The organism is Leifsonia sp. Leaf336 (genome assembly GCF_001423695.1).
In the GTDB taxonomy this organism is placed as follows: domain Bacteria; phylum Actinomycetota; class Actinomycetes; order Actinomycetales; family Microbacteriaceae; genus Leifsonia.
Genome location: NZ_LMOZ01000002.1, coordinates 1,180,348 through 1,201,422, shown reverse-complemented (window position 1 = coordinate 1,201,422; position 21,075 = coordinate 1,180,348). Strand labels below are relative to the sequence as shown.

The following is a 21,075-nucleotide window of genomic DNA, read 5'->3' as shown; positions in this document are numbered from 1 at the left end:
CCTGGGCACGGCGCAGTGACGCGTCTAGCCTCCGTTGAGGCAGATCGACCCACGCGCTCGCGATCCCGCGGGCGGACCGTCAGGAGGCTCCGAGATGACCGACCGCACTCCCCCCGCGGATGAACCGACCGCTGCTGAACCCGACCGGGCGACCCGGGCGTACGAACGGGAGCCCGGGTCGTACGCCCCGTCGACTCGCGCGGACGACGCTGAGACCCGCGCTTTCGAGCCGGGACGCCCCGCGCACGACGCGCCCGTTGCGGGCGACCGCGCCGTACCCCTCGACGAGCGTTCTGTCGACGACGGGACCCGCCCTCCTCGGTATCCGGCCGAGACTGTCGCGGCCGAACCGGTCGTCGACAACCGGGCTCTTCGTGAGGACGTCGTCGCGCGCGAGCGCAGCGAGTTCGGCGGAATGAAGTTCGGCGCCGCGTTCTTCGGCTGGCTGAGCGCCACCGGAATGGCCGTTCTGCTCACCGCTCTGGTCGCGGCCGCGGGCGCCGCCGTCGGCGTCGGCGCGACGGGCAGTGCCAATGCCGCCGCCGATCAGGCGAACAAGAACGCCGCGACCGTCGGCCTCGCCGGCGCCATCGCCCTCGTCGTGATCCTGTTCCTCTCGTACTTCTGCGGAGGCTACGTCGCGGGCCGCATGGCCCGCTTCAACGGGCTGCGCCAGGGCGTGGCGGTGTGGATCTGGGCCGTGATCATCGCCGTCGTCGTGGCGATCTTGAGCCTCATCCTGGGCAGCCAGTACAACATCCTGGGCAACCTCAACAGCTTCCCGCGCATCCCGCTCGACGAGGGTTCTCTGACCCTGACCGGCGTCATCACGACCGTGGTGGTCGCTGTCGTCAGCCTGGTCGCCGCCATGCTGGGAGGCCTCGCCGGCATGCGCTACCACCGCCGCGTCGACCGCGTCGGCTTCTCGACCGATCCGGCGTACGCGGCGGACGGCACCGCCCCCGCACGCACGACCACCGACGGCACGCGAGTCGACACCGGCCCAGCGGGCACGGTCCGCTGAACAGGTGCGGCCGGTCTCACCCCGTCCTGTGGATGAGACCGGCCGCACTGTCGCCCGCATCATGGGGCGACCTTCGGCTCGGGCGGAACCCCCCGGATCCGCGAACACCGGTCGCATCAGTGTCCCCCGCGCGGGTTACGCGCGGGTGAACGGAGGCGGGGATAGGGCTGAAGAGTGGAACGTGCCCTCGCTGTCGAAGCCGGCCGGGCGGACGTCGATGACCCAGTCGGGCCGGATCGCTCCGTAGAGGTGCGGGTAGAGTTCGCCGTTCCCTCCGTCTTCGTCGACCCCGTCGGCCCGCGCACGACCCTCGTCGACGACGACCGTGACATCGCGAATCGTCGCATTCGCACCCGCCAAGCGACGCGCATCAATACTCGACGCGCTTCAATTGTGGCTTTGGCTGCATCTCACCCCTAGGGTGCTCTTACGGCGGCCCAACCCGAGGGGCCACGCAGGGGAGCGGCTATGTCGGATGAGCGAGTGTGGCTCGACGCATCGAGACCCAGGCAGTTCCTCACGCGGCTCGGCTGGGTCAGTGGAGCGGTTGCGGGTCTTGCGCTGATCAGTGTCGTGGTGATTGCGACTATTGCGGGACCCGCGAGTCGGTCCGATATCGGGGTCGGAATTGCGCTCGCGACGCTCGGATTGGTCCCGCCGTTCCTGGTGGTGCTCTGGTGCGTATATGTCTACGTCGTTGCGCTCAGGATCACCTTGCATCTGGCGCCGCCCGTTCCGCTCCGCGAGCGAAACGTCCTGTGGTTCGGAGTTACCTGGCTGGCGCGAGTTACGTGGGCCACCGCTCTCTTGATCATCTCCGGGATCGTTGGTGGAGCGATCGCCTACCAAATCGGCTCGATCAACGAAACGTATGTCGCATCCGCTCCATCGATCACGCCCTCGCCTACCGCGTATGTCCCGGCTCCGCTGAGTAACGCTGCGATCACCGCGAACATACAGATGGTCGACCTGGTCTACAGCTGGATGGTGGGGGCATTTCTCCTCTTCACCTTCCTTGTCCTTTACGTCCTCCCGGGCTGGCTCACCTATCGTCTGCTCCTCGCCAGGACTGAAGGGCGTCGAGCGGCGCTGGAGGAATCCTTCCGACGGCAACCCAGCTCCGAGAGGAAGGCCGCGTGGCTGCCCCACCTCGCCCACTGGGGGTACCCGGTCGCATTCGGTTTGTTCGCCGCGCTGTTGGTGGGAACAACAGTCCTCTTCACCATCGCCTGGTGCCTGGATCTAGCCCACAATGCGCTAGACAGCTACATCACAAGCCTCAGAGGTTAGTAGTCGACTTCACCGCCTGCTTGATCACGGGATCAATTCGGTCGGGATTTCGCGGGGCCCGCGAGTGTGAACGCCTTCGGAAGCCGTACCGGCCTCTGTGCCTGATCGAAGTCGCCCGCCGTCGTGCTGATGACCCGCGAGACCCGAACTCCCAGCTGGGGAGCGGGTCTCGCAATTGTGTGGGTGAGCGTGCCAGCCGCGTCCAGATGCACCTCGTCGGGATCGACTCAGCGCTCGTGTGAAAGATCACGTAGCGACTCCAGGCCCGTTTGTCGCCGTCGGGTGCGGGGAAACTCGTGAATGCGATGCACCTGTTCTCGTTCGTCGAGAGCTTTGTAACGCTCCTTAGTTCGAGGCTTCAATCAGATTTTCGCAGCTCGCAAGTCCGGCGCGTCTAGCCGAACAGCCACCATCCGACCAGGATGAATAGCGCGCCCAGAATCCCCAGACCGACCGAGAACCGCTCGAACCTACGCCCAGACCGACCCCACGCTGCACTAACAACAGCAGCGCGTTTTTCGGCAAGCTCTTCAGCTCGCGACTCTAGCCGTTCATAGTCGGCGAGGTTTCGACTCGACTCTGCCACCGGTCCGCTGAGCCTCCGCTTGAGGACCCCCGCGTACGCTCTTCGGCTGCGCTTACCGGCTTGGTCTTTAACGACAAAGGCTGCTCCTAGCAACAACGCAGCGGCAGCCAGCCAAATCACTCCTAGACCGGAAACGTAGGTTCGGGCGGCCTCGATTAGCAGGCTCGCGGAGAGGTGACCATTCGCGTGTACAGAGGAGACGAAGCGCCGGACAACGACAAAAGGACCCGACATGAAAAGGCCAAGGCAGATCAAAGTGGCGATACTATCCGCCCAGAGAACCTCAATACTCTGAACCTCGTCGGAGGGCGGCGCAACGAGTTCCTGGTAGCTCACAGGTCGACAGTAGTGCGGTACGGATTTCTGCTTCGGATATCGCTGGCGCGCCAGCCTTACTACCCGGACGAAAAGAATCGTTCGAAGTATGTCCGGAGCAGTTTCAACGACAGCCTTGCGCTTCGTCATCCAGCGCACGGCCGCTTCCGCGCCGAATCGTGCCATTGGCGGGAGGAGCCGACCGATCGCCGTCCCTTCTGTCTGAATATTCCGATGACTTCATCCAGCTCCGCCGCTTGCGCTCGTCGACGTATCGCCGCCAACGCAGTTCATCAGAGTCATGCGCAGCTAGTTGTCGGAACCTATTCATCGACTAAACATCGAGCGGATCAAATCGTCATGACCCGCCCAACAAAAAAGCCCCGGAAAACCGGGGCTCTTGAGCTGGGGTACCTGGACTCGAACCAAGAACAACTGAACCAGAATCAGCCGTGTTGCCAATTACACCATACCCCAAGGGCTTCGGGCCAAGGCCCGGGCACGAGTAACAACTCTAGCCTATGCGTCGCCGCTTCCACAAAACGCGGCGGGGGCCGGGCGAGCCGTCGCCCGGCCCTTGCGTCAGGCGGCGACCGCGGCCGTCTCCTCCTCTTCCGCGGTGGCGGCGAGAGTGTCGTCGGCCGCCTGCCGACGGCGCAGCGTGAGGAGGTGGCTGATGCCGATCAGCGCGAGGCCCGCCGTCGCCCAGAGCGCCAGGCGGAGGCCGTCGAAGCCGAACGCCTGGCCGGGCAGGTAGGTGAGTGCGCGGGCGGCGTCGAGCCAGGCGGCGCCCGTCCAGAAGGTGCTGAGGCCGGCGAAGAACGGCGGCATCATGTTCGTGGGGAAGATGCCTCCGGAGGTCGTCACGTTGAGCATGACGAACAGGAGGACGAGCGCCGGCGTGGTCCAGCGGCCGAGCATCGGATGGAGGCCGACCCCGATCGTGATGATCCCGAAGGTGTAGAGCGCGCCGAGCAGGCCGATGCTCCACTCGTTGCCCGTGAGCACGTGGAAGAGCGGGCAGGCGACGACGGTGCCGACCGCCGCGACGACGACCGCGGTCGCCGCGGAGACCGCGATGCGCCAGCCGATGCCGAGACTCGCTGTCACCGCGGCGATGGCGATCGCGCTCGAGTAGCCTCCGACGCTCATCGCGACCATCAGGAAGAACAGGCCCTGACCGGTCATGTCGTCGGCGGGAACCGGATGCACGTCGTCGACGGTCACCGGGAGGTGCTGCTGGTATGCGACCGGGAGCAGGAGCTCCTCCGCCGCACTCGCTTCGGCGGGCGATGCCGCGGTCGACAGGATGATCGTCGCGTGCGAGGGGTCGGTCGCGTACGCGGCCGAGATCGTGCCGTCGGCGACCTTCTGCTCGGCCTGCTTCACGGTCGCCACCGTGCGGACGTCGAGGGCGTCGGGCGCCTTGTCGTTGAGCGTCTGGGCGAATACCTCCGCCGCCGGCCCCTCCCCGACGATCCCGACGGGGATGTTGGTGGGCTGGGCGGCGTGGAAGGCGCCGAGATACGCGAGCGCCATCCCCGCCGCCAGGAACAGCGGGATGACGATGTGCGAGCCGAGGGTCTTCCAGAAGGCCGCGGGCGGCCAGACGCTCGGCTCTCGGGCAGCGGCGGGGACGGGGGTGATGCGGTGCGCGGACATGCGGCGGCGGGATCCTCTCGATCGCAGAGTTGCAGAGAGCAACATACGACGGATCGTTGTATTGTGCAACTCACAGTCGCTAGGCTGAGGGGATGACGACCTCCGGCCACGCCGACAGCGGCGACCCGATCGCCCGCGTGCAGCGCGAGCTCGTCACCCTCGGACGTCGCGGAACCGCCCGCGTGCGCCGGGAGGACGAGGTGCTCTCGGTCGTCGACCGGTCGCTGCTGACCTACATCGAGGACCATCCCGGCTGCCGTGCCGTCGACATCGCGACCCACTTTCAGCTCAACCGGTCCACGGTCTCACGGCAGCTCGGCGCCCTCCTCGATCACGGCTACGTGGCCGCCGAGGAGGAGCAGCCTGGAGGTCCCCGGGGCATCGCGCTGCGGCTCACCGAAGCGGGAAGCGCCGCGTACCAGACGTCGTCGCGCGCGGTGATGGACTCGGTCGCCCGCCGCCTCGAAGGCTGGTCGCACGCCGACCTGGAGGCGTTCGCGCGGATGCTCGAGCGTTACAACTCCCCCTCCGACGAGTAGAGCCGCCGAGTAGAGCCGACGAGTAGAGCCGACGAGTAGAGCCGACGAGTAGAGCCGCCGAGTAGAGCCGACGAGTAGGCCCGCCGGCGAGGCCGGACTCAGAGGACGGCGGCGTCGTCCACGGCGATGCCGATGAGGTCGCGGTTGACGGCCGCGGCCACCACCGCACCCGACCCGGCCGCGACGATGAGCTGCTGCGGCCCCGGCGTGGTCGTCTCGCCCGCCGCGTAGACGCCGGGCACGGAGGTGCGGCCCTGGGCGTCCGTGACCAGGTAGCCGTCGGAGTCCCTGTCGAGGTCGAGGTCGTCGGCGAACGACAGGGCAGGCGTCCACACCGGCCGGACGAAACCGCCCGCGCGCTCGATGACCGTGCCGTCGGCGAGCCGGATGCCGGTCATGACGCCCTTCTCTCCCACCACGTCGTCGATGGCGCGCCGCTCGACGCGCACGCCGAGTCGTGCGAGCGCGCGCTCCTCGTCGCCGCTCACCGCCGCGACGCCGTTGGTGAAGACGATCAGGTCGTCGGTCCACTGGGTGAGCAGCAGCGCACGCTCGACCAGGTCGGTCGTCTCGCCGATGAGGGCGAGCGGCTCCCCCGCCTTCTCGAAGCCGTCGCACTCCAGGCAGCTGTGCAGCTGCGTCCCGTAGAAGGCGCGCAGGCTCGGGAGGGCCGGCATCGTCTCGGTCACGCCCGTCGCGATCACGACCGTCGACGCGAGGACATCCACGTCGGCGGCGCCGCGCACGCCGCGGCCGCGCACCCGGAAGCCGTCGTCTTCGATCGAGACCGCGCTCACCTGCGCGAACACCACATCGGCGTCGTCGTAGCCGGAGACCTCCTCACGCCCGAGCCGGCGCAGCTCGGACGGGGCGACTCCGTCGCGCGTGAGGAATCCATGCGCCTGCAGAGTCGCCGCATGGCGCGGGCGGTTGCCGTCGACCACGAGCACCCGGCGCCGGGCACGAGCGAGGTTCAGCGCGGCGCTCAGCCCGGCAGGGCCTCCCCCGACGACGATGACTTCGACGCTGGCCGCCACCGCCGCCCCTATGCTCCGGAGGAGCCGGCGAGCGATGCCGAGAGCGCGTCGAGACGCGCGATCGACTCGGTCTTGCCGAGGATCTCCATCGACTCGAAGAGCGGAGGCGAGACCCGGCGCCCGGAGATGGCCACACGCAGCGGGCCGAAGGCGACCCGCGGCTTCAGCCCGAGGGCCTCCACCAGGGCGTCGCGCAGGGCGGCCTCGATCGCGTCGTGCGTCCATTCGGACTCGGGGACGACCTCCAGCGCGCCGATCGACGCCGCGAGCACCTCGCCCGCGTTCTCGGGCAGGGAGGCCCGCGCGTCGTCCTCGACGATCAGCGAGGCGGAGTCGGTGAAGAGGAAGCCCAGCATTCCAGGCGTCTCGCCGAGCAGCTGCACGCGCTCCTGCACCAGCGGGGCGGCCTGTGCGAGCACAGTGCGCTGCCCGTCGGTGAGCGGTTCGGCGAGCACGCCGGCGGCGACGAGGTACGGGATGGTGCGCTCGGTGAAGTCGCCGACCTCCAGCAGCCGGATGTGGTCGCCGTTGATCGACTCGGCCTTCTTCTGGTCGAACCGCGCCGGGTTGGGGTTCACATCGGCGACGTCGAACGCGGCCACCAGCTCGTCGATCGAGAAGACGTCGCGGTCGTGGCTCAGCGACCAGCCGAGCAGCGCCAGGTAGTTGACGAGCCCCTCGGGGATGAAGCCACGGTCGCGGTGGTGGAAGAGGTTCGACTCGGGGTCGCGCTTGGACAGCTTCTTGTTGCCCTCGCCCATCACGTACGGGAGGTGGCCGAAGCGCGGGACGAAGGTCGTCACGCCGGCGTCGATCAGCGCGTGGTACAGCGCGATCTGCCGGGGGGTCGACGAGAGGAGGTCCTCACCGCGCAGCACGTGGGTCACGCCCATCAGCGCGTCATCGACCGGGTTGACGAAGGTGTAGAGCGGGTGGCCGTTGGGCCGGACGACCACGAAGTCGCTGAACGACCCGGCCGGGAACGTGATCTCGCCGCGCACGAGGTCGTCGAAGCTCAGGTCGGTGTCGGGAACCCGCAGCCGCAGCGCGGGCTCGCGGCCCTCGGCGCGATAGGCGGCCTTCTGGTCGTCGGTGAGGTCGCGCTCGAAATTGTCGTAGCCGAGCTTCGGGTCGCGGCCGAGCGAGACGTTGCGCGCCTCGATCTCCTCACCGGTGGCGAAGCTCTCGTAGATGTGGCCGGAGGCCTTGAGCCGCTCGATGAGGTGGCGGTAGATGTCGTACCGCTGCGACTGCCGGTACGGGCCGTCCGGGCCGCCGACGTCGATCCCCTCGTCCCAGTCGAGGCGCAGCCAGCGCAGCGCGTCGAGGATCATCGCGTAGCTCTCTTCGCTGTCGCGGGCCGCGTCGGTGTCCTCGATGCGGAAGATGAGCTTGCCGCCGGTGTGCCGCGCGTACGCCCAGTTGAACAGGGCGGTGCGGATCAGGCCGACATGCGGCGTGCCGGTGGGCGACGGGCAGAACCGCACGCGCACATCGGCGCCGGTCGCGGTCGTGAAGGGGTGCGAATCGTTGTCAGACATACCCTTGGAATCCTACTTGGGAGCGCGCACCGGATTCACCAGCGAGCCGACGCCGTCGATCTCCACCTCGACGGTGTCGCCGGGCTTCATGGGGCCGATGCCGGACGGGGTGCCGGTGAGGATGACGTCGCCGGGCAGCAGCGTGAAGACGCTGGAGGCGTAGGCGATGATCGACGGGATGTCGTGCACCATGTCGCTGATCGGAGCCTCCTGCTTCAGCTCGCCGTTGAGGCGCGTGCGCAGCACGGCCCCGGCGGGCAGGTCGGTCTCGATGACCGGGCCGAGCGGGCAGAAGGTGTCGAAGCCCTTCGCCCGCGTCCATTGGCCGTCCTTCTGCTGGAGGTCGCGGGCCGTGACGTCGTTGGCGACCGTGTAGCCGAAGATGTGGCTCGCCGCGTCGGCCTCCGACACGTTGCGCGCGATCGTGCCGATCACGACCGCCAGCTCGCCCTCGAAGTCGACGCGCTCAGACTGCGGCGGCACGACGATCGCGTCGCCGAGGCCGATCACGGAGGTGTTCGGCTTGAGGAAGAGCAACGGCTCCTCGGGGGCCTCCCCGCCCATCTCGGCCGCGTGATCACGATAGTTCTTGCCCACCGCGACGACCTTGGACCGCGGGATGACCGGCGCCAGCAGCGCCCCCACCTTGCCGAGCGGCACCCGCTCCCCCGTGGTGTCGAACCCGGTGAACATCGGGTCGCCGGCGAGCACCACCAGTGCGTCGTCGTCGACGATCCCGTAGTCGATCTTCCCGTCGTGGCTGAACCGTGCGATCTTCACGCGTTCGAGCCTAGCGCCGTGACGATGCGCGCGATGGCCGGAGTCGGGATGCCGTGCCGGGCCCCGACGCGCAGAAGCGCGCCGCCGAGCGCGTCGAGCTCGCTCGGCCGGTCGGCGGCGAGATCCTCCTGCAACGACGTGCGCAAGCCGCCGGGAACGCTGTGCAGCGCGCGCACGAGGTCGAGCGACGAGGTCGGCACGCCCTCGTCGGTCGAACACGCCACGATCTCCGAGACGACCGCCTCGGTCAGCTCCGGGTCCTCGCTCAGCGCAGGACCGGCGGACTGCCGCCAATAGGAGGTCAGCAGCGCGAGCGCGGAGAGCAGCCGGAACTTGGCCCACAGCACCTCGGCCTCCGTGCCGCCGGTTCGCACGCGCGGCCCCGCGTCGGCCAGTGCGCGCACCACCGCGAAGTCGCCGGCGGCATCCGGCACCTCGACGTTCAGGAACGGGCTGCGGTGGTCGATCACCGTCCGGGAGGCCCGCAAGGCCGAGACCGTCACTGAACCGCCCGCGACGGCGGCGCCCGGAAGCGCGGCCCGCAGCGACGCCATGTGCTCGACGCCGTTGAGCACGGACAGCACCTCGGCGGGACGCGACGCGACGATGCCCGGGAGGACGTCGTCGAGCCCGTAGGCCTTCGTGGCGACGATCACGCTCGCACCCTGCGGCACCTCGGTGGAGGCCGCAATCCGCTCGACGGCGCCGCGCTCGACGCCGTCGCCGAAGGCGGCGCTGCGCACCTCGATGCCGTCTGCCAGGATGGCCTCCACCGTCGCCGGCCGGCCGACCGCCACCACCTCGTGCCCCGCCCGGCTCAGCAGCCAGGCGAGCAGACCGCCCACGGCACCGGGGCCGACGACGGCGAAGACAGGTTCGGCAGCGGCGGGTTCGGGATCGCTCATGGCTCGATCGTAGCCAGCGATCAGAGCCCGGACAGCCCCCAGGGGGCGCCGTCGAGGGCGAGCAGCGCGTCCGCGGTCGCGGCGATCGCCGGCACCGCGTCGGTGCCCGAGGCGGCGACCAGGTTGATGGTGCGGTGGTCGCGATTGGCCGTCGGCCGCAGCACCACGCCGGGCACCGAGCCGGCCGACCCGACCGCGAGGGCCGGCAGGAGAGCGACCCCGACGCTCTCGGCCACCATGCGCAGCACCGCGATGAAGTTGTCGGTCTCGTAGGCGATGCGCGGCGCGTATCCGGACGCGTCGGTCAGCTCCAGGAGGTGGCCGCGGCAGCGGGGGCAGCCGCCGATCCACGATGCGGCCTCCAGCCCGGAGAGGTCGACCCGCTCGGCCGCGGCGAGCGGATGACCGGCCGGGAGCGCGACGAGCATCTCGTCCTTCCAGAGCGGCACGACGGCCAGGCCTCTGGTGCTCTCGCGGTGCGGGTCGGCGCGATCTCCGGGGTAGCTGAACGTGATCGCCAGGTCGGCCGTCTGGGTGCGCACGGCGGCGACTGCCTCCGGAGGCTCGGCCTCCAGATACGTGATGCGCACCCCGGGATGGTCGGCCTCCATCGTGCTGAGCAGCCGCGGGACCAGTGACGATGACGCCGACGGGAACCCGGCAAGCCGCACGCGGCCGGTCCGCAGGCCGCGCAGATCGGCGAGCTCGCCGGCCGCGGCGTCGAGAGCGGTCGTGACCGCTCTCGCGTGGCGGGCGAGCACACGCCCGGCTTCGGTGAGGCGCACGCCGCGGCCGGCGCGGGCGACCAGGGGCATCCCGATGCGACCCTCCAGCCGCCGCAGGTGCTGGCTGATCGCCGGCTGGCTGTAGCCGAGCGATTCCGCCGCCCGCGTGATGGAGCCGAGGTCGGCGATGGCGCGCACGACACGGAGGCTGTGGGAGTCGAGGTCGTCGAGCAGCATGCGTGAATCATAACCGGTTGGCATGCATTGGATTCAACACCTGCACTGGTGTGATGCATCCGCGCTCTTGCAAGCTGAGGGCATGCACTCAGCTGTCCGTCCGAACGCCGTCGCCACGCCGCCGGCGTTCGGCGATGCGTTCGAGGCGGGGCCCGGTTACCTCGCCGCCTGCACCCAGGGACTCCCGACCCGCTCGACCGTCGACGCGACGCGCGACGACCTCGAGCGCTGGGCACGCGGCGACGCCTCCCCCGGCGACTACGACACGGCGATCGCGCGATCGCGCGCCGCGTTCGCACGGATCGCGGGGGTCGCCGCCGACGACATCGCCATCGGCTCGCAGGTCTCGGTGCTCGCCTCCCTGGTGGCGGCGTCCGCTCCCGACGGCGCGGAGGTGGTGTGCGCCGAGGGCGACTTCGCGTCGGTGGTCGCACCGTTCCACGCGCAGGCGCATCGCGGCGTCCGAGTCATCGAGGTACCGCTCGCCGAGCTCGCCGACGCCGTCGACGACAGCACCTGGCTGATCGCCTTCTCGCTCGTCCAGTCGGCGACGGGCGAGCACGCCGACGCCGACTCGATCCTCGCCGCGTGCGCGCGCGCGGGCACGCTGAGCTTCGCGGACCTCACGCAGGCGCTCGGCTGGCTCCCGGTGGAGGCCTCCCGCTTCGACCTCACCGTGACGCACGCGTACAAGTGGCTGTGCTCCCCGCGCGGCAGTGCGTTCCTCACCGTGCGTCCGGAGGTGCGCGACACCCTGAACCCGGTGCACGCGGGCTGGTTCGCGGGCGAGGATCCGTGGAGCTCGTGCTACGGGCCGCTCGACGCTCCGGCGGCGTCGGCGCGACGCTTCGACGTCTCCCCCGCGTGGCCGGTCTGGCCGGGAACCGCGGCGGCGCTGGAGTTCTTCGCGTCGCTCGACCCGCGCGCCGTGCACGAGCACGCGACCGGGTTGGGCGACCGACTCGCCGACGCGCTCGGGCTCCCCGGCCGTGGGCGCGCGATCATCACCTGGCCTGACCCTTCGGGCGCGGACCTCGCCGCACTCACGCACGCGGGCCTCCGCGCGTCAGGTCGAGCCGGGCGCGCCCGCGTCGCCTTCCACCTCTGGAACACTCTCGACGACGTCGACCGCGTCATCGCCGCGCTCGCACGCTGAGGCACGCGCGAGGGGCACGTTGTTGTCCCCTTCGGAGCGCGAAGGGGACAACAACGTGCCCCTCGGGAGGTGCGTCAGGCGTCCTGCGTCAGGCGAGGTGCGTCAGGCGTCCAAGCGGAACATCCAGTTGTGACGGTCCCGCTCACGGCCGTACTGGATGTCGGTCAGCTCCTTGCGCAGCGACATCGTCAGCTCGCCGGGAGGCGCCGTGATGTCTCCGACGGTGAACGTGTCGGACTTCAGTTCGCCGATCGGGGTGATGACCGCGGCGGTGCCGCAGGCGAACACCTCGACGATGTCGCCGGACTCCACGCCGTCGCGCCACTCATCGATCGTCACGCGACGACGCTCCACGTTGTGGCCGCGGTCGCGCGCGAGCTGCAGCACCGAGTCGAGGGTGATGCCCTCCAGGATGCTGTCGGACTCGGGCGTGACGAGCGTGCCGTCCTTGTACACGAGCACGACGTTCATGCCGCCGAGCTCCTCGATGTACTTGCCCTCCACCGAGTCGAGGAACAGCACCTGCGCGCAGCCGTGCTCGTACGCCTCGGCCTGGGGCAGGAGGCTCGACGCGTAGTTGCCGCCGGTCTTGGCCGCTCCCGTGCCGCCCTTGCCCGCACGCGACCAGTGGTCCGACAGCCAGATCGACACCGGGGCGACACCGCTCGGGAAGTAGGCGCCGGCCGGGCTGGCGATCAGGTAGAACGCCACCTTGTTGGCCGGACGCACGCCCAGGAAGGCCTCCTTGGCGAACATGAACGGCCGGAGGTAGAGGCTGGTCTCTTCGCGCTCGGGCACCCAGTCGCCGTCCACCGCCGCGAGCTGCTTGAGCGCGTCGAGGAAGTGCTCGACCGGCAGCTCGGGAAGCGCCAGCCGGTAGGCCGAGCGCTGCATGCGCGCCGCGTTCGCCTCCGGCCGGAAGCTCCAGATCGAGCCGTCCGCGTGACGGTAGGCCTTGAGGCCTTCGAAGATCTCCTGCGCATAGTGCAGCACCGCCGCCGACGGGTCGAGCTGGATCGGCCCGTACGGGGAGACCCTGGGCCGGTGCCAGCCGCCCTTGGCCGACCAGCACAGGTCGACCATGTGGTCGGTGAAGTAGTTGCCGAAGCCCGGGTTCGCCAGGATCTCTTCACGTTCGGCCGCGCTGCGTGCCGACTCGTTGCGAGTGACGTTCCAGAGGAGCCCCGCGGTCTCGGAGGGGCCGGAGGTGAGGTTGATGCTGGTGGAGGTCATGGAGTGTCCTTTGCTGCGATGCGTCAATTCTGCGCCACGCGGGCCGCGATCGCGTCGCCGATCTCGGAGGTCGTGCGCGCGTCGCCACTGCGGGCGGCCAGGTCGGACGTCACCGCCTGCTCGACGCGCTCCGCGAGCTCCCGGGCGCCGAGGTGGCGCAGGAGGAGCGCGACGGAGAGGATCGCGGCGGTGGGGTCGGCCTTCTGCTGTCCGGCGATGTCGGGAGCCGATCCGTGAACCGGTTCGAACATGCTCGGGAATTCGCCCGCGGGGTTGATGTTGCCCGAGGCGGCCAGTCCGATGCCGCCGCTGATCGCGGCCGCGAGGTCGGTGAGGATGTCGCCGAAGAGGTTGTCCGTGACGATCACATCGAATCTAGCAGGATCCGTGACCAGGAAGATCGTCGCAGCGTCGACGTGGAGGTAGTCGACCGCAACGTCGGGGTGCTCGGCGGCGACGGCGTCGACGATCCGCTTCCAGAGGCCTCCCGCGAAGGTCAGCACGTTGGTCTTGTGCACGAGGGTCAGCTTCTTGCGGCGCTGCTCCGCCTGCTCGAACGCGTAGCGCACCACGCGCTCCACGCCGTAGGAGGTGTTGACCGAGACCTCGTTGGCGATCTCGTGCGGCGTGCCCTGCCGGATGGCGCCCCCGTTGCCGACGTACGGGCCCTCCGTGCCCTCGCGCACGACGACGAAGTCGACCTCCCCCGGGTTCGCGAGCGGGCTCGCGATGCCGGGGAAGAGCGTGGTCGGGCGGAGGTTGACGTAGTGGTCGAGCGAGAACCGCAGCTTCAGGAGCAGCCCGCGCTCGATGTTGGCGCCGGCCAGCCGCGGGTCGCCCGGCTTGCCGCCGACTGCGCCGAGTAGGACGGCGTCGTGGCCCGCGATGGCGGCCAGATCGTCGTCGGTGAGCACGTCGCCGGTCGCCAGGTAGCGGTCTGCGCCGAGGGAGAAGTGCGTCTTCTCGAAGGCGAGGTCGCTGCCGCCGGTCACCGCGTCGAGCACCTTGACCGCCTCTGCGATCACCTCCGGACCGATTCCGTCCCCGGGGATGACGGCGAGTTGGACGGTTGTGCTCATGACGCTCCTGCACTGATCGGTGGGCGGACGGTTCACCTAACCCTATCGTCGCCCGCGAACGCGAGAGCGGCTCAGCCGCGGACGCGGCGGAGGGTGAGCACGGCGAGCACGGCCGCGGTCAGCATGAGGGCGACGCCGATGGAGGCCGTGAGCCCGATCCCGCTGTCGAACGCGTGCCGCGCCGACGCCAGCAGCTCGGCGGACGCCCGCGCAGGGAGGCCCTCGGCGACCGTGACCGCGCCGCCGAGCGTGTCGGCCGCCGCCGTCGCGTCCGCCGGGCTGAGGCCCGCCGGGAGCACGATCGCGGCGCGGTACGACGCGATGATGATGCTGCCGAGCGTGGCCGTGCCGAGCACGGCGCCGAGCTCGTACGCCGTCTCCGAGACCGCGGAGGCGGCACCCGCCTTGTCGGACGGCGCCGTGGAGATGATGAGCTCGTTGGACACCGTCTCTGCTGCGCCGATGCCCGCACCGAGGAGCAGGAACGCCGCCAGCAGAACACCCCACGAGGCGTCACCACCGGTCAGCGCGACCAGGAGGTACCCGGTCGCGGAGACGCAGAGGCCACCGGCGATCACGTAGCCGGGCGCGAGCCTCCGCGCGACCGGCACCACGACGAGCCCGGAGACGATCATGGTCGCCAGGCCCGGCAGCAGCACCATCCCCGCCTGCACCGGCGGCATCCCGAGAACGAGCTGGAGGTGCTGCGACACGAAGAACAGGAACCCGACCAGGGCGATCACGCTCAGCAGGTTGATGAGCACTGCTCCGCTGAACGCGGCACGGCGGAACAGCCGCATGTCGAGCATCGGGATCGGCCGCCGCAGCTGCCGCAGCACGAACAGCACCCCGGCGGCGACGCCGACGGCCACGGCCAGCACCGGCACGAGCGCGAGCCCGTGCACGGCGAACTCCTTGATGCCGTACACGATCGGCGCCATCGTCAGCAGCGAGAGCAGGATCGACAGGACATCGACGGGACCCGGGTTCGGGTCGCGCGACTCCCGCACCAGCAGCGGGGTGAGCACGAGCAGCGGGATCAGGACGGGCACGGCCAGCAGGAACACCGAGCCCCACCAGAAGTGCTCGATCAGGAGGCCGCCCACGATCGGGCCGAGCGCAGAGCCTGCGGCGAACCCTGCGGCCCAGATCGCGATGGCGAGGCGGCGCTGCTCGCGGTCCTGGAACACGCTGCGCAGCAGCGACAGCGTCGACGGCATGAGCATGGCGCCGAAGAACCCCAGGGCGGCGCGCGAGGCGATCAGCAGCTCCGCGGTCGGCGCGAACGCCGCGGCAGCCGAGACCGCGGCGAAGCCGGTTGCTCCGATGAGCAGCACCCGTCGGCGGCCGATGCGGTCGCCGAGGCTGCCCATGGCGACCAGGAGGCCCGCGAGCACGAGCGGATAGACGTCGACGATCCAGAGCATCTGCGTGGCGGAGGGCCGCAGCGCCTCGGTGATCGCCGGCAGCGCGAACCCGAGGACGGTGTTGTCGACAGAGACCAGGAGCACTGGGAGCATGAGCACGCCCAGCGCCACCCAGACGCGGGCGCCCCCGCGTGCCGGAGCGGCAGGAGCGGTGACGGGTGCGGTTGCAGGGCGGATGGTCGCGGACATACGTTTACTGTACCGTCTGGACGGTATAGTAATCAAGATCGAGACCGACGGCGGCTAGCATGGCCCCATGCCCTCCCCCGCCGCTCCCGCATCCGCGGCGACGCCCGCCGCACCGGCCCGGTCGGCGCGCGACCGCATCCTCGACGCCTTCGAAGACCTCCTCGCCGAGCAGAGCGAGCGTGCGGCCACCCTGGAGGCCGTCGCGGCCCGCGCCGGCGTCTCGAAGGGCGGACTGCTCTACCACTTCGCCTCCAAGGACGCCCTGGTCGACGGCGTCCTGGAGCGCTTCGCCGACGACCTCGCCCAGGACATCGAGCACATGCGCGCCGCCCCCGACGGACCGGTGTCGTACTTCCTGCGCACCTCCATCCCCTCCGACAACCGCCTCGAGCGGGTCATCGTCGCCATCGCACGGCTCGCGCAGGCGTCGGACGCCCGTGCGAGCGACGCCCTCGCCGACGCGCAGCGTCTCTGGCTCAGCGAACTGGAGGCCGTCGTCGGCGACCGGATGGTCGCTCGCACGATCATGCTGATCGGCGACGGCATGTACTACAACAGCGCGCTGCTCCCCGCCGCCAACGCGGTCCTCCGCGACGAGACGGACGTGGAGCAGCTCGTCGCGCTGGTCGAACGCCTGTCGGCGCGCGACTGAGCGATCACACTCCCCCGGCGTCCAGCAGCCGCTGCAGCGATCGCCGCGTGCGGTCGTCGTCGGAGGCGGCGATCGCCCGGCGCAGCTCCACCGCCGCCGCGGTGGTGGCGCCGGCGAGCCGGAGCAGCTCCGCGCGAGCGGCGTGCGCCCGCGGCGCCAGCGGGCCCCGGAACAGCTCGGGGTCGGCGTCGAGCCCGGCCAGCGCGACCTCCGGCCCCGCGTCCGGGCTGTGGCCCACCGCGACCAGCCGGCCGAGACGTGCGGCAGCGCTCGGCCACACCCGCACCAACCCGTCGTAGAGGCGAACGATCGCCGGCCAGTTGGTGGCCTCCCACGACGGGGAGATGGCGTGCACGCCCGCGATGGCCGCCTGCAGGGCGTACCGGCCGTCGCCGTTCGCAGCGCCACGGTTCAGTGCCGCGGTGGCGAGGCCCTCGCCCTCCTCGATGAGCGCCGCGTCCCAGAGGGAGCGGTCGGCCTCCCGGAGGGTCGCGAACTCGTCGTCGGGCGTCAGCCGGGTCGGCTCCCGGGCCTCCGTGAGCAGCAGCAGCGCCAGCAGTCCCGCGCTCTCCGGATCGCGGATCGACCGGTGCGCGTCGCGGGCGAGCGCGATGGCGTCGCCGCGCAACCGGTCGTCGGCTGCCGCGTGGCCCGCCGTGTAGAGCAGGTAGATGGTCGTCAGCGCGCCCGGCATCCGCGCCGCGACCAACGCGGGGTCCTCCAGCGAGAAGCGGATGCCCGAGTCGTGGATGCGCTTCTTGGCGCGCGTGAGGCGCGCGGCCATCGTCGGCTCGGAGACGAGGAAGGCCTCCGCGATCCGTGCCGTCGGCACGCCGCAGACGTGCCTCAGCGCGAGCTCGACCCGCGCCTCCGGCGCCAGGTCGGGGTGCGCGAGCAGCAGGATGAGCTCGAGGCGCTCGTCTCCGGTGAACACCGACGCCCCTCCCTCCACCTCGTCGTCGACGGCGGCCCGCTCGGCGATGGCGAGCTGCGCGGCGAGCATCGGGGCCATCCGCGACGACGTGCGCTCGCGCCGCCGCGCGTCGACGGCGGCCCGCCGGGCGACGGTCGTGATCCAGGCGGCAGGGTTGGCCGGCTCGCGCCCACGTGCCGCCTCCGCGAGCGCACGGACGAACGCCTCCTGCACCGCGTCCTCCGCGAGCAGGAGGTCGCCCGTCGTGCGTGCCACCGCGCCGAGGATCAGCGCGGCGTCGTCGCGATACGCGCGCTCGATCCGCTCGGCCGCCGTCATCCGGCACCGGCCGCCATCGGAGCGACCCGGCCCGTCACCGGGCGAGGTCGAGCACCAGCACCGGGTAGAGCTCGACCCAGCCTCCGGTCGGCACCAGCGCGGCCAGCTGCCTGGCCTGCTCCGGGCTCGAGGCGGTGAAGCTGTAGAAGCCGGTGACGACCTCGCGCGTCTCGGTGAACGGGCCGTCGGTGATCAACGGTTCGCCGTCGGGCTGCGGGGTGATCTTCGTCGCCTTCGCGATGGGCTGGAGAGCGCTCGTGGCGACGATCCGCTCGCCGGCGGCGGTGACGGCGTCCTGGAACGCCTGGTGGCCGATCATGGCCGCCCGCCACTCGTCGGGCGTCATGGAGTCCGGATCCCAGTCCGGCTCGTGGATGAGCAGGACGTATTCGTCGGACATGCTGGTCTCCTCACTTCGATGGGACGTCGGTCCGGGAGGACATCGACACCCCTACGACGCAAGTCAACCGCCGAAATCGACAGCGCGCGACAGCGGGATTGGAGAGCGGGATTCGAGAGCGGGAGGCCGGGCTCAGGCCTCGGTGATGTCGATCTCCTGCAGGAGGTCGGCGTCGATCGCCACGCGCACCTTCTCGAGCAGGCCCTCGGGCACGCGCGAGTCGACCGTCAGGACGCTGAGCGCCTTGCCCCCGGCGGAGGTACGGGCGATCTGCATACCGGCGATGTTGATCTGCGCCTCGCCGAACTCCTGGCCGTAGACCGCGACGATGCCGGGGCGGTCGTCGTACACCATGACGATCAGGTGCTCGGCGATCGGCACCTCCACGTCGTAGCCGTTGATCTCGACGACCTTCTCGATCTGCTTCGTGCCGGTGAGCGTGCCGGACACCGACACCTGCGAGCCGTCGCTCAGCGCGCCGCGGAGGGTGATCAGGTTGCGGTACTCCTCGCTCACCGAGTCGGTGATGAGGCGCACCTCGATGCCGCGCTGCTCGGCGAGGAGCGGCGCGTTCACGTACGAGACGGTCTCGCTCACGATGTTCGTGAAGATGCCCTTCAGGGCCGCGAGCTTCAGCACGCTGACGTCGTAGTCGACGAGTTCGCCGCGCACCTCCACGTCGATGCTGGTGAGCGGGCTGTGCGCCAGGCCGGAGAAGACCTGGCCGAGCTTCTCGACGAGCGGGATGCCGGGCCGGACGTACGGGTCGATGACGCCGCCCGCGACGTTGACGGCGTCGGGAACGAGCTCGCCCGAGAGCGCCAGGCGCACCGACTTGGCGACGGAGACGCCGGCCTTCTCCTGGGCTTCGTCGGTGGACGCGCCCAGGTGCGGCGTGACGACGACGTTCTCGAGCCCGAGAAGCGGGGAGTCGGTCGGAGGCTCGCTGACGAACACGTCGAGGCCCGCCCCGGCGATGCTGTGGGTGCTGAGCGCGCGGTAGAGGGCGTCCTCGTCGATCAGGCCGCCGCGCGCGACGTTCACGATGAACGCGGTCGGCTTCATCTGGGCGAGCTGGTCGTCGGAGATCATCCCGGTCGTCTCGGGGGTCTTCGGCATGTGGATGGTGATGAAGTCGGCGTCGGTGAGCAGCTCGTCGAGGCTCACGAGCTGCACGCCGAGCTGCTGCGCGCGGGCGCTCGTGACGTAGGGGTCGAAGGCGATCACCTTGGTGCCGAACGCCTGCAGGCGCGCCGTGATGAGCGCGCCGATGCGGCCGAGACCGATGATGCCGACGGTCTTCTCGTAGAGCTCGACGCCGGTGTACTTCGAGCGCTTCCACTGCCCCTGCGCGAGCGCGCTGTGCGCGGCGGGGATGTGACGGGCGAGGCTCAGGATGTGGCCGACCGTGAGTTCGGCGGCCGAGATGATGTTGGAGGTCGGCGCGTTGACGACCATGACGCCGGCGTTCGTGGCGGTCTTGATGTCCACGTTGTCGAGCCCGACGCCGGCACGCGCGATCACGCGGAGCTTGGGAGCGGCCGCGATCACCTCGGCGTCGACCTTGGTCGCGGAACGCACGAGGATGGCGTCCGCCTCGGCGACGGCGGAGAGCAGCGCCGGCCGGTCGGTCCCGTCGACGTCGCGGATGTCGAAGTCCGGCCCGAGGGCGTCGACGGTGGCGGGCGAGAGTTCTTCGGCGATCAGGACGACCGGCTTTGTCACGTGGCAGTTCCTTACAGGGAGGCTGGCTTGGGAGAAGGCGCGCAGCAGTCGACGGTGCGCGGGTTGCTTAACTCTAGCGGGAGGGCACAGGCGCTTTTCGCCGCGTTACGTGTCGACCGGGCGAGCGCTCCCTGCACGACAATGGAGGCTGTGACCCCGTTCGAGATCGCCCAGCTCTGCACGCGCGTCGGCCTCGCGATCGTGTTCGTCGTGATGGGCTCCCTGCACTTCGTGCCGGGACCGGCGCGCGGGATGGCCGCGATGATCCCGCCTGCACTGCGTTTCGCCTCGCCGCGGCTGCTGGTGGCCGCGACCGGCGTCTGCGAGCTCGCCGGAGGGGTGGGGCTGCTCGTCCCGGCGACGACCTCCCTCGCCGCGATCTGCCTCGCGGTGTTCCTGGTCGCGGTGTTCCCCGCCAACGCCTACGCCGCGGCGCACCCCGAGCGGTTCGGCGCCATTGCGACACCTCTGGTGCCCCGCGCCCTGCTGCAGGTCGTCCTCATCGGGCTCTGCGTGTTCTGCGCGCTCTGAGCTGTGGGAGGTGCGGTCACCGCGTGGCGGCGCACGCCTCCCGCACCATGACCGGGTCGGTGATGTCGTAGTGGGTGTCGCCGCCGCCCGGTCCGCTGGACGCGCCGGACACCGTCCGGCGGGCCGAGAGGTGCACCGCGTCGACTCCCGCGGCGATGAGTGCGGGGATGTCCTGCACCCGGACTCCCCCGCCCGCCATCACTTGGAGGCTGCCTCCCACCCGCTGGGCCAGCGAGCGCAGACCGCCGATGCCGTCGATACTGCGCTCGGCGCCTCCGGAGGTCAGCACACGCGCGACGCCCAGCTCGATCAGCGTCTCGGCCGCGGCGGGCGGATCGGCGAGCGTGTCGAACGCGCGGTGGAAGGTGACGTCGAGGTCGCCTGCCGCCTCCGCGAAGCGCGCGACCGCGTCCCGGTCGACGCGGCCGACCTCGTCGAGTGCGCCGATCACCACACCTCCGGCGCCGGCCTGGTGGGCGAAGCGGATGTCGGCGATGGTCGTCTCGAGTTCGTCCGAGTCGTACACGAAGCCGCCGCCGCGCGGGCGGACGAGCACGTGGACGAACCCGGCGCGCCCCGCTTCCGCCGCCTCCTCGACGGCGGACGCGATCAGGCCCGCCGATGGCGTGAGGCCGCCGAGACCGAGGGCCACGCACAGCTCCACCCGGTCGGCGCCTTCCGCGAGAGCGATGCGCACACCGACGACATCCTGGACGGCGATCTCGACAGCGGTGCGGAGGGGCATGCGGCCACGATAGCGGCATTCTCTGGCGCCGGCCGCGGGCGTAGC

General features: G+C 70.4%; 21 protein-coding genes and 1 tRNA gene. 6 read left to right on the top strand and 16 right to left on the bottom strand.

Annotated elements, in window-relative coordinates; translation table 11 throughout:
- Positions 1 to 94 precede the first annotated feature (94 nt).
- Positions 95 to 1,024, top strand: coding sequence for a hypothetical protein (locus ASF88_RS20980; RefSeq protein WP_235493465.1), 930 nt, complete (start codon positions 95 to 97; stop codon positions 1,022 to 1,024).
- Positions 1,025 to 1,159: 135 nt separating this feature from the next.
- Here ASF88_RS20980 and ASF88_RS14570 read toward each other — a convergent pair whose 3' ends face one another.
- Positions 1,160 to 1,384 (bottom strand): hypothetical protein, encoded by a 225-nt coding sequence (locus ASF88_RS14570; protein WP_055919827.1) that lies wholly within the window; start codon positions 1,382 to 1,384, stop codon positions 1,160 to 1,162.
- A gap of 123 nt (positions 1,385 to 1,507) precedes the next feature.
- On the opposite strand from ASF88_RS14570, the gene ASF88_RS14565 reads away from it, so the two are divergent.
- Positions 1,508 to 2,314, top strand: a complete 807-nt coding sequence (locus tag ASF88_RS14565) for a hypothetical protein (RefSeq protein ID WP_157498360.1) — start codon at positions 1,508 to 1,510, stop codon at positions 2,312 to 2,314.
- 394 nt (positions 2,315 to 2,708) lie between these two features.
- Here the strand turns inward: ASF88_RS14565 and ASF88_RS20490 are convergent, their stop codons facing one another.
- From ASF88_RS20490 to ASF88_RS14555, 3 genes are all read right to left on the bottom strand, one after another.
- Positions 2,709 to 3,365 (bottom strand): hypothetical protein, encoded by a 657-nt coding sequence (locus ASF88_RS20490; protein ID WP_157498359.1) that lies wholly within the window; start codon positions 3,363 to 3,365, stop codon positions 2,709 to 2,711.
- A gap of 255 nt (positions 3,366 to 3,620) precedes the next feature.
- Positions 3,621 to 3,692, bottom strand: a tRNA-Gln gene (locus ASF88_RS14560).
- 105 nt (positions 3,693 to 3,797) lie between these two features.
- Positions 3,798 to 4,877, bottom strand: coding sequence for a hypothetical protein (locus ASF88_RS14555; protein ID WP_055919821.1), 1,080 nt, complete (start codon positions 4,875 to 4,877; stop codon positions 3,798 to 3,800).
- Positions 4,878 to 4,969: 92 nt separating this feature from the next.
- Between ASF88_RS14555 and ASF88_RS14550 the strand changes: the two genes are divergently transcribed.
- A complete protein-coding gene (locus ASF88_RS14550; RefSeq protein WP_055919819.1) occupies positions 4,970 to 5,416 on the top strand; it encodes a MarR family winged helix-turn-helix transcriptional regulator in 447 nt (148 codons plus the stop codon).
- Positions 5,417 to 5,514: 98 nt separating this feature from the next.
- On the opposite strand, the gene ASF88_RS14545 is transcribed toward ASF88_RS14550, so the two are convergent.
- Genes ASF88_RS14545 through ASF88_RS14525 form a run of 5 tightly spaced genes read right to left on the bottom strand, consistent with a single transcriptional unit; the run spans position 5,515 to position 10,641 of the window.
- Positions 5,515 to 6,453 carry an NAD(P)/FAD-dependent oxidoreductase gene (locus ASF88_RS14545; RefSeq protein ID WP_235493463.1) on the bottom strand — a complete coding sequence of 313 codons (939 nt, stop codon included), beginning with the start codon at positions 6,451 to 6,453 and terminating at the stop codon, positions 5,515 to 5,517.
- Positions 6,454 to 6,461: 8 nt separating this feature from the next.
- The gene (gene gltX / locus ASF88_RS14540; protein WP_055919817.1) at positions 6,462 to 7,994 is read right to left on the bottom strand and encodes a glutamate--tRNA ligase; all 1,533 of its coding nucleotides are present in this window, start codon (positions 7,992 to 7,994) and stop codon (positions 6,462 to 6,464) included.
- A gap of 12 nt (positions 7,995 to 8,006) precedes the next feature.
- Positions 8,007 to 8,774 (bottom strand): fumarylacetoacetate hydrolase family protein, encoded by a 768-nt coding sequence (locus ASF88_RS14535; protein WP_055919813.1) that lies wholly within the window; start codon positions 8,772 to 8,774, stop codon positions 8,007 to 8,009.
- Positions 8,771 to 9,679 carry a ketopantoate reductase family protein gene (locus ASF88_RS14530; RefSeq protein WP_055919810.1) on the bottom strand — a complete coding sequence of 303 codons (909 nt, stop codon included), beginning with the start codon at positions 9,677 to 9,679 and terminating at the stop codon, positions 8,771 to 8,773. The genes ASF88_RS14535 and ASF88_RS14530 overlap by 4 nt, the downstream gene beginning before the upstream one ends.
- Before the next feature lie 20 nt (positions 9,680 to 9,699).
- The gene (locus ASF88_RS14525; protein ID WP_235493461.1) at positions 9,700 to 10,641 is read right to left on the bottom strand and encodes a LysR family transcriptional regulator; all 942 of its coding nucleotides are present in this window, start codon (positions 10,639 to 10,641) and stop codon (positions 9,700 to 9,702) included.
- A gap of 82 nt (positions 10,642 to 10,723) precedes the next feature.
- On the opposite strand from ASF88_RS14525, the gene ASF88_RS14520 reads away from it, so the two are divergent.
- Positions 10,724 to 11,797, top strand: coding sequence for an aminotransferase class V-fold PLP-dependent enzyme (locus tag ASF88_RS14520; RefSeq protein WP_055919804.1), 1,074 nt, complete (start codon positions 10,724 to 10,726; stop codon positions 11,795 to 11,797).
- Between the two features lie 102 nt (positions 11,798 to 11,899).
- On the opposite strand, the gene ASF88_RS14515 is transcribed toward ASF88_RS14520, so the two are convergent.
- The 3 genes from ASF88_RS14515 to ASF88_RS14505 form a co-directional block, all read right to left on the bottom strand.
- On the bottom strand, positions 11,900 to 13,030 hold the full coding sequence (locus tag ASF88_RS14515; protein WP_055919801.1) for a branched-chain amino acid aminotransferase: 1,131 nt from the start codon (positions 13,028 to 13,030) through the stop codon (positions 11,900 to 11,902).
- A 23-nt stretch (positions 13,031 to 13,053) separates the two neighbouring features.
- Positions 13,054 to 14,109 (bottom strand): 3-isopropylmalate dehydrogenase, encoded by a 1,056-nt coding sequence (locus tag ASF88_RS14510; RefSeq protein ID WP_055919798.1) that lies wholly within the window; start codon positions 14,107 to 14,109, stop codon positions 13,054 to 13,056.
- A 71-nt stretch (positions 14,110 to 14,180) separates the two neighbouring features.
- Positions 14,181 to 15,725: an MFS transporter gene (locus ASF88_RS14505; protein ID WP_055919795.1), complete on the bottom strand. Its 1,545-nt coding sequence runs from the start codon at positions 15,723 to 15,725 to the stop codon at positions 14,181 to 14,183.
- Positions 15,726 to 15,792: 67 nt separating this feature from the next.
- On the opposite strand from ASF88_RS14505, the gene ASF88_RS14500 reads away from it, so the two are divergent.
- A complete protein-coding gene (locus ASF88_RS14500) occupies positions 15,793 to 16,377 on the top strand; it encodes a TetR/AcrR family transcriptional regulator (RefSeq protein WP_055919792.1) in 585 nt (194 codons plus the stop codon).
- Between the two features lie 4 nt (positions 16,378 to 16,381).
- On the opposite strand, the gene ASF88_RS14495 is transcribed toward ASF88_RS14500, so the two are convergent.
- From ASF88_RS14495 to serA, 3 genes are all read right to left on the bottom strand, one after another.
- Positions 16,382 to 17,629, bottom strand: coding sequence for an RNA polymerase sigma factor (locus tag ASF88_RS14495; RefSeq protein WP_055919789.1), 1,248 nt, complete (start codon positions 17,627 to 17,629; stop codon positions 16,382 to 16,384).
- Between the two features lie 34 nt (positions 17,630 to 17,663).
- Positions 17,664 to 18,029, bottom strand: coding sequence for a YciI family protein (locus tag ASF88_RS14490; RefSeq protein WP_055919786.1), 366 nt, complete (start codon positions 18,027 to 18,029; stop codon positions 17,664 to 17,666).
- 132 nt (positions 18,030 to 18,161) lie between these two features.
- Entirely contained in the window at positions 18,162 to 19,754 is a 1,593-nt protein-coding gene (gene serA / locus ASF88_RS14485; RefSeq protein WP_055919784.1) for a phosphoglycerate dehydrogenase, read from the bottom strand.
- Positions 19,755 to 19,895: 141 nt separating this feature from the next.
- Between serA and ASF88_RS14480 the strand changes: the two genes are divergently transcribed.
- Positions 19,896 to 20,285 (top strand): DoxX family protein, encoded by a 390-nt coding sequence (locus tag ASF88_RS14480; RefSeq protein ID WP_055919781.1) that lies wholly within the window; start codon positions 19,896 to 19,898, stop codon positions 20,283 to 20,285.
- 16 nt (positions 20,286 to 20,301) lie between these two features.
- On the opposite strand, the gene ASF88_RS14475 is transcribed toward ASF88_RS14480, so the two are convergent.
- Positions 20,302 to 21,030, bottom strand: coding sequence for a copper homeostasis protein CutC (locus ASF88_RS14475; RefSeq protein WP_055919778.1), 729 nt, complete (start codon positions 21,028 to 21,030; stop codon positions 20,302 to 20,304).
- Positions 21,031 to 21,075 lie beyond the last annotated feature (45 nt).

Bases quoted from the DNA above. Each gene is read 5' to 3' on its own strand.
- ASF88_RS20980 (WP_235493465.1), top strand. From the start codon at position 95: ATGACCGACCGCACTCCCCCCGCGGATGAACCGACCGCTGCTGAACCC.
- ASF88_RS20490 (WP_157498359.1), bottom strand. From the start codon at position 3,365: ATGACGAAGCGCAAGGCTGTCGTTGAAACTGCTCCGGACATACTTCGA.
- ASF88_RS14555 (WP_055919821.1), bottom strand. From the start codon at position 4,877: ATGTCCGCGCACCGCATCACCCCCGTCCCCGCCGCTGCCCGAGAGCCG.
- ASF88_RS14550 (WP_055919819.1), top strand. From the start codon at position 4,970: ATGACGACCTCCGGCCACGCCGACAGCGGCGACCCGATCGCCCGCGTG.
- gltX (WP_055919817.1), bottom strand. From the start codon at position 7,994: ATGTCTGACAACGATTCGCACCCCTTCACGACCGCGACCGGCGCCGAT.
- ASF88_RS14530 (WP_055919810.1), bottom strand. From the start codon at position 9,679: ATGAGCGATCCCGAACCCGCCGCTGCCGAACCTGTCTTCGCCGTCGTC.
- ASF88_RS14525 (WP_235493461.1), bottom strand. From the start codon at position 10,641: ATGCTGCTCGACGACCTCGACTCCCACAGCCTCCGTGTCGTGCGCGCC.
- ASF88_RS14520 (WP_055919804.1), top strand. From the start codon at position 10,724: ATGCACTCAGCTGTCCGTCCGAACGCCGTCGCCACGCCGCCGGCGTTC.
- ASF88_RS14515 (WP_055919801.1), bottom strand. From the start codon at position 13,030: ATGACCTCCACCAGCATCAACCTCACCTCCGGCCCCTCCGAGACCGCG.
- ASF88_RS14510 (WP_055919798.1), bottom strand. From the start codon at position 14,109: ATGAGCACAACCGTCCAACTCGCCGTCATCCCCGGGGACGGAATCGGT.
- ASF88_RS14505 (WP_055919795.1), bottom strand. From the start codon at position 15,725: ATGTCCGCGACCATCCGCCCTGCAACCGCACCCGTCACCGCTCCTGCC.
- ASF88_RS14500 (WP_055919792.1), top strand. From the start codon at position 15,793: ATGCCCTCCCCCGCCGCTCCCGCATCCGCGGCGACGCCCGCCGCACCG.
- ASF88_RS14495 (WP_055919789.1), bottom strand. From the start codon at position 17,629: ATGACGGCGGCCGAGCGGATCGAGCGCGCGTATCGCGACGACGCCGCG.
- ASF88_RS14490 (WP_055919786.1), bottom strand. From the start codon at position 18,029: ATGTCCGACGAATACGTCCTGCTCATCCACGAGCCGGACTGGGATCCG.
- ASF88_RS14480 (WP_055919781.1), top strand. From the start codon at position 19,896: ATGGAGGCTGTGACCCCGTTCGAGATCGCCCAGCTCTGCACGCGCGTC.
- ASF88_RS14475 (WP_055919778.1), bottom strand. From the start codon at position 21,030: ATGCCCCTCCGCACCGCTGTCGAGATCGCCGTCCAGGATGTCGTCGGT.